Below are 5,892 nucleotides of genomic sequence, written 5' to 3'. Positions count from 1 at the left end.
GCTCGCGGGCTTCCTGCTGGGCATCCTCGAGAGCTTCGCCTCGATGAACGAGATCAAGGCGATCCTGCCCGGGATCGACCAGATCATCATCTACCTCGTCGCCATCATCATTCTGCTGACCCGTCCGAGGGGCCTCATGGGCCGCAAGGGCGTGATGGAGGACTGAGCCATGTTCGGACTCGGAAAAAAAGACGTCACCCTGTTCCTGATCGTCGCGGTGATGGCGCTGTTCGCGCCATTCATCCTGAACCCCTTCCCCACCGACAGCGGGCTGGCGCAGTTCAACGCAGGCTACCCGGACCTGATGCAGCGCTTTGTGATCTTCGGGATCCTCGCCATCGGCTTCAACATCCTGTTCGGCCTCACCGGCTACCTCAGCTTCGGCCACGCGGCCTTTCTCGGCGTGGGCAGCTACGCGGCGGTGTGGATGTTCAAGCTGCTCAGCATGAACGTGCTTCCGGCCATCGTGCTGTCGATGGTCGTCTCGGGGCTCTTCGCGGTGGTAATCGGCTACGTCAGCCTGCGGCGCTCGGGGATCTACTTCTCGATCCTGACGCTGGCCTTCGCGCAGATGAGCTACAACCTCGCCTACTCGGTGCTGACGCCGGTCACCAACGGCGAGACCGGCCTGCAGATCACCCTCGACGACCCGCGCGTCCTCGGCCAGTCGGCCACCGCGGACGGGGGCATCCCGGTCACCAACCTCTTCGGCCTCGAGATGCGCAGCTTCGAGACCCTGGACATCGGGCCCTGGGCCTTCCAGTTCTCGGTCGGCTACTACGTTGCCGCAGTGATCATGCTGATCTCCTTCTACCTCGCGATCCGCATCTTCCGCTCGCCCTTCGGGATGACCCTGAGGGCCATCAGGTCGAACCAGAACCGGCTCTACTACACCGGCCTCAACGCGCGCCCCTACACGCTGGCGGCCTTCGTGATCTCGGGCATGTACGCGGGCCTCGCTGGCGGGCTGCTGGCCTGCATGGACCCGCTCGCGGGCGCAGAGCGGATGCAGTGGACCGCCTCGGGCGAGGTGGTGCTGATGACCATCCTCGGCGGTGCCGGCACCCTGATCGGGCCCGTGCTGGGCGCGGGCTTCATCAAGTACTTCGAGAACATCTTCTCGAAGATCAACGACCAGGTGGTGCACGGCTGGGTGTCCTTCCTGCCGGACGGGCTCGAGGATTTCGTGGTCGCGCTGATCCACCCCTTCGTCGGCAAGGGCTGGCACCTGACGCTGGGCCTGATGTTCATGCTGATCGTCATCTTCCTGCCCGGCGGGCTGGTCGAGGGCGGGCAGCGCATCGCGCGCCGCCTCCGCCGCAGGTCGGCGGAGGAGCCCGCCAAGTCCGCCAGCACCGAACCGGCTGAATGAGGAGAGCGAGAATGGGCATTCTTGAAGTCAAGGACGTCAACAAGCGCTTCGGCGGGCTGAAGGCGCTGACCGACGTGAACCTTTCGGTGACAGAAAACACGGTCCACGCCATCATCGGGCCCAACGGGGCCGGCAAGTCGACGCTGCTGAACTGCCTCGTCGGCAAGCTGATCCCCGACACCGGCTCGGTGATGTTTGACGGCCACTCGGTGCTCGGGCGCAAGCCGTTCGAGATCAACCAGATGGGCATCAGCCGGGTGTTCCAGACGCCCGAGATCTTCGGCGACCTGACGGTGATGGAGAACATGATGATCCCGCTCTTCGCCCGACGCGACGGGGCTTACCGGCTGCACGCCTTCCGCTCGGTCGCAAGCGAGACCGAGCTGCGCGAACGCGCCGAGGCGATGCTCGAGGACGTCAACATGCTCGACAAGCGCAACATGCACTCGGCCTCGATGTCGCGCGGCGACAAGCGCCGGCTCGAGATGGCCATGTGCCTCGTGCAAGAGCCGCGGCTGCTGCTGCTCGACGAACCGACGGCGGGCATGGCGCGGGCGGACACCAACAACACCATCGACCTGCTCAAGGAGATCAAGGCCAAACGCGACATCACCATGGCGATCATCGAGCACGACATGCACGTGGTCTTCAGCCTCGCCGACCGGATCACCGTGCTCGCGCAGGGCACGCCGCTGGTCGAGGACGTGCCGGAGAACATCAAGGGCCACCCCAAGGTGCAGGAAGCCTACCTCGGCGAGCACGCGTAAGGAGACGGGACAATGAACGTCAGACCGGACTTTTCCAGGCACGGCAACAAGGCCGAGACCGCGCCTGCCTTCCTCTCGGTGTGGGACATGCATTCCTACTACGGCGAGAGCTACATCGTGCAGGGCATCAGCTTCAACGTGCACGAGGGCGAGATCCTGGCACTGCTTGGACGCAACGGCGCGGGCAAGACCACCACGCTGCGCTCGATCGCGCGGCTCGGGACGCCGCAGGTGCAGCGCGGCGAGATCTGGCTCGACCACAAGCCGCTCCACAACATGGCCTCGCACGAGGCGGCGATGAATGGGCTCGGGCTGGTGCCCGAGGACCGACGCATCATCTCCGGCCTCACCGTCGAGGAGAACCTGCAACTGGCGCAGATCGCGCCGCCCGTCGGCTGGTCGATCGAGCGGCTCTACGACCTTTTTCCCCGCCTCGGCGAGCGCCGCAAGCAGGAGGGCGTGACCCTCTCGGGCGGCGAGCAGCAGATGCTGTCCATCGCCCGGGCGCTGGCCCGCGACATCAAGGTGCTGCTGCTCGACGAGCCCTACGAGGGGCTTGCGCCGGTGATCGTCGACGAGATCGAGAAGACGCTGCGCCACATCAAGGAGCAGGGCATGACCACGATCATCGTCGAGCAGAACGCGGTACGCGCGCTGCAGCTGGCGGACCGGGCGATCATCCTTGACACCGGATCCATCGTCTTCGACGGCACCGCCGCCGAGGTGCTCGAGAACGAGAGCCTGCGGGCCGAGTACCTCGCGATCTGAAGGCGTCGGGCGCGTGGCGGGTCGTCACCGCGCGCTCGCGCAATATGTCGGAAATTTCAGCGCATGCTGCTGAAACATTCCACCAAATGCCTATTGCCTTCGCCTGCCTCCCGCGTTTCCCTTGGTGGAAAGAACTCGTGGAGGAGGAACCACACCATGTCCGTCACCTACCCGCCGTCATCCGACTTTGTCTCCGGCGCGCATGTCGACGCGGAGCGGTACGAGGAGATGTATGCGCGCTCGATTTCGGACCCGGACGGGTTCTGGGCGGAGCAGGCGCAGCGGCTCGACTGGATGGCCCGGCCCACCCGCATCAAGGACACCTGCTTCGATTTCGGCAAGGTCTCGATCAAGTGGTACGAGGACGGCGTGCTCAACGTCGCCTACAACTGCATCGACCGCCACCTGAAGACCCGCGCCAACCAGACCGCGATCATCTTCGAGCCCGACAACCCCGAGGACCCCGCCCGCCACATCACCTATGCCGAGCTCTACGACAAGGTGAACCGCATGGCCAACGTCCTGCTCAGCCAGGGCGTCATGCGCGGCGACCGGGTGGTCATCTACCTGCCGATGATCCCCGAGGCGGCCTACGCCATGCTCGCCTGCGCCCGCATCGGCGCCATCCATTCCATCGTCTTCGCCGGCTTCTCGCCCGACGCGCTTGCCAACCGCATCAACGACTGCGGCGCCAAGATCGTCATCACCGCCGACACCGCGCCCCGCGGCGGCCGCCGCACCGCGCTCAAGTCCAACACCGACGCCGCCCTCCTGCACTGCTCGGACAAGGTCCGCTGCCTCGTGGTCAAGCATACCGGCGACCAGACCACCTGGATCCAGGGCCGGGACGTCGACCTCAACTACCTGATGGAACACGCGGCCCCCGACTGCCCGCCGCGGCCGATGAATGCCGAGGACCCGCTGTTCATCCTGTATACCTCGGGCTCGACCGGCAAGCCCAAGGGGGTTGTGCACGCAAGTGGTGGATATCTGGTTTACGCCGCCATGACCCAGGAGATCACCTTCGACTACCACGAGGGCGACGTCTACTGGTGCACCGCGGACGTGGGCTGGGTCACCGGCCACAGCTACATCGTCTACGGGCCCCTCGCCAACGGCGCCACCACGCTGATGTTCGAGGGCGTGCCGACCTGGCCCGACGCCAGCCGCTTCTGGCAGGTCTGCGAGAAGCACAAGGTCAACCAGTTCTACACCGCCCCGACGGCGCTGCGGGCGCTGATGGGCCAGGGTGACGATTTCGTAACCGGTTGCGACCTATCCTCGCTGAAACTGCTCGGCACCGTGGGCGAGCCCATCAACCCGGAGGCGTGGAACTGGTACAACGACAAGATCGGTCAGGGCCGCTGCCCGATCGTGGACACCTGGTGGCAGACCGAAACCGGCGGCCACCTGATGACACCGCTGCCCGGCGCCCATGCCGCCAAGCCCGGCTCGGCGATGAAGCCGTTCTTCGGGGTCAAGCCGGTGGTGCTGGAACCCACCAGCGGCGAGGTGATCGAGGATCGCCCGACCGAGGGCGTGCTGGCCATCGCCGACAGCTGGCCGGGGCAGATGCGCACGGTCTGGGGTGACCACGAGCGCTTCGAGCAGACCTATTTCCAGCAATACAAGGGCTACTACTTCTCCGGCGACGGCTGCCGGGTGGACGCGGACGGAGACTACTGGATCACCGGCCGCGTCGACGACGTGATCAACGTCTCGGGCCACCGCATGGGCACGGCCGAGGTCGAGTCGGCGCTCGTGGCTCACGCCAAGGTCGCCGAGGCCGCGGTGGTGGGATACCCGCACGCGGTCAAGGGCCAGGGCATCTACTGCTACGTGACGCTGATGAACGACGTCGAGCCCTCGGAGGAGCTCAAGAAGGAGCTGCGCGCTTGGGTCCGCACCGAGATCGGCCCGATCGCCTCGCCCGACCTCATCCAGTGGGCCCCCGGCCTGCCCAAGACCCGCTCCGGCAAGATCATGCGCCGCATCCTGCGCAAGATCGCCGAAAACGACTACGGCGCCCTCGGGGACACCTCAACACTCGCCGACCCCTCCGTCGTCGACGACCTCATCGAAAACCGCGCAAACAAGGGCTAAACCCGCCCTCCGGGACCAAAGAACGGCCGCCTTCGGGCGGCCGTTCGGCGTTACCGCCCCTCGCGCGGCTCGCAAGGATGCATTTACCAAGCAGGTGAAAAACGCCGAAAATTCTCCGGACGCCGATGCCGACCGCGGTTTCCTGTGGTAGCCTTGATCCGTGGGGGCACAGTATCTGATGGAGCAGTTCCATGCAGTTCCCAGGTGTTTCCCCCGCGGTGGCACCTTTGGCCACCGGGCATCCACAGGGCCTTCCCGCGGTTCCCGACGGACCTCCCGTCGAAACCAAGGTGCAGCCCGTGGCGGAGCAGGCGCAGTCGCGCAATGATCCGGGGACCGGCGGCCAGCCGCCGACCAACTTCTGGAGGGGCCTCGCCGGCCTTCCGGACCCGTCCAAGCATGTGGCCCCACCCTCGATCATGCAGATCAAGATCTCGGCAATCCTCGAAAAACAGGCCGAAAAACTGCTCGACGAGGCGCGCAAGGCCGAGGCACAGGCCGCGTCCACGGGCAGCGAGCCCGCGGAAGAGACGCAGGACACCGCCGAGGCCGATCGGCGCCCGCGGCTTCCCGGTTCTGCCGAGGCCGAACCCGAGGATCGCCCGGAGCAGCCCGACGCCCCTCGGGTCGAGGCAGACACCCTCCCGCGGCCCTACGGCGAGCAGGGCAGCTACCCGCGCGACAACGTTTTCGCACCGCTCCCATAGGCCTGCCAGCCCAGGGTGCGGTGCCCCTCGCGACCGATTCGTCCGGGTGCCACGAGAGTTTCCCGGCCCGCGTGCATGCGGTTTCGCCGGATCATGACCCCGCGTCAAAAATGCCCTTTGACATATGCTTTTCCCGGCTCAGCTTGCTTTTCATGCGCAAAGGCTTGGCCTATAA

5 protein-coding genes and 1 pseudogene are annotated in these 5,892 nt (G+C 65.9%); all 6 read left to right on the top strand.

What is annotated here, in order from left to right:
• Window positions 1-166 (top strand): annotated as a pseudogene (locus tag HC022_RS17530) (branched-chain amino acid ABC transporter permease); the annotation flags it as partial.
• Between the two features lie 3 nt (window positions 167-169).
• Complete coding sequence (locus tag HC022_RS17525) at window positions 170-1,372, top strand: branched-chain amino acid ABC transporter permease (protein WP_167453291.1); 1,203 nt, start codon at window positions 170-172, stop codon at window positions 1,370-1,372.
• A gap of 11 nt (window positions 1,373-1,383) precedes the next feature.
• Window positions 1,384-2,139: an ABC transporter ATP-binding protein gene (locus tag HC022_RS17520; RefSeq protein WP_167453290.1), complete on the top strand. Its 756-nt coding sequence runs from the start codon at window positions 1,384-1,386 to the stop codon at window positions 2,137-2,139.
• A 12-nt stretch (window positions 2,140-2,151) separates the two neighbouring features.
• Window positions 2,152-2,907: an ABC transporter ATP-binding protein gene (locus HC022_RS17515; protein ID WP_167453289.1), complete on the top strand. Its 756-nt coding sequence runs from the start codon at window positions 2,152-2,154 to the stop codon at window positions 2,905-2,907.
• A gap of 156 nt (window positions 2,908-3,063) precedes the next feature.
• A complete protein-coding gene (acs, locus tag HC022_RS17510; RefSeq protein ID WP_167453288.1) occupies window positions 3,064-5,010 on the top strand; it encodes an acetate--CoA ligase in 1,947 nt (648 codons plus the stop codon).
• 299 nt (window positions 5,011-5,309) lie between these two features.
• Window positions 5,310-5,717, top strand: a complete 408-nt coding sequence (locus HC022_RS17505; protein ID WP_089962994.1) for a hypothetical protein — start codon at window positions 5,310-5,312, stop codon at window positions 5,715-5,717.
• Window positions 5,718-5,892: the final 175 nt, after the last annotated feature.

The sequence above is a fragment of the Salipiger sp. HF18 genome, from assembly GCF_011806505.1.
GTDB classification, from domain to species: domain Bacteria; phylum Pseudomonadota; class Alphaproteobacteria; order Rhodobacterales; family Rhodobacteraceae; genus Salipiger; species Salipiger thiooxidans.
The sequence above is the reverse complement of the archived record's forward strand: the minus strand, read 5'-3'. Positions and strand labels throughout refer to the sequence as shown.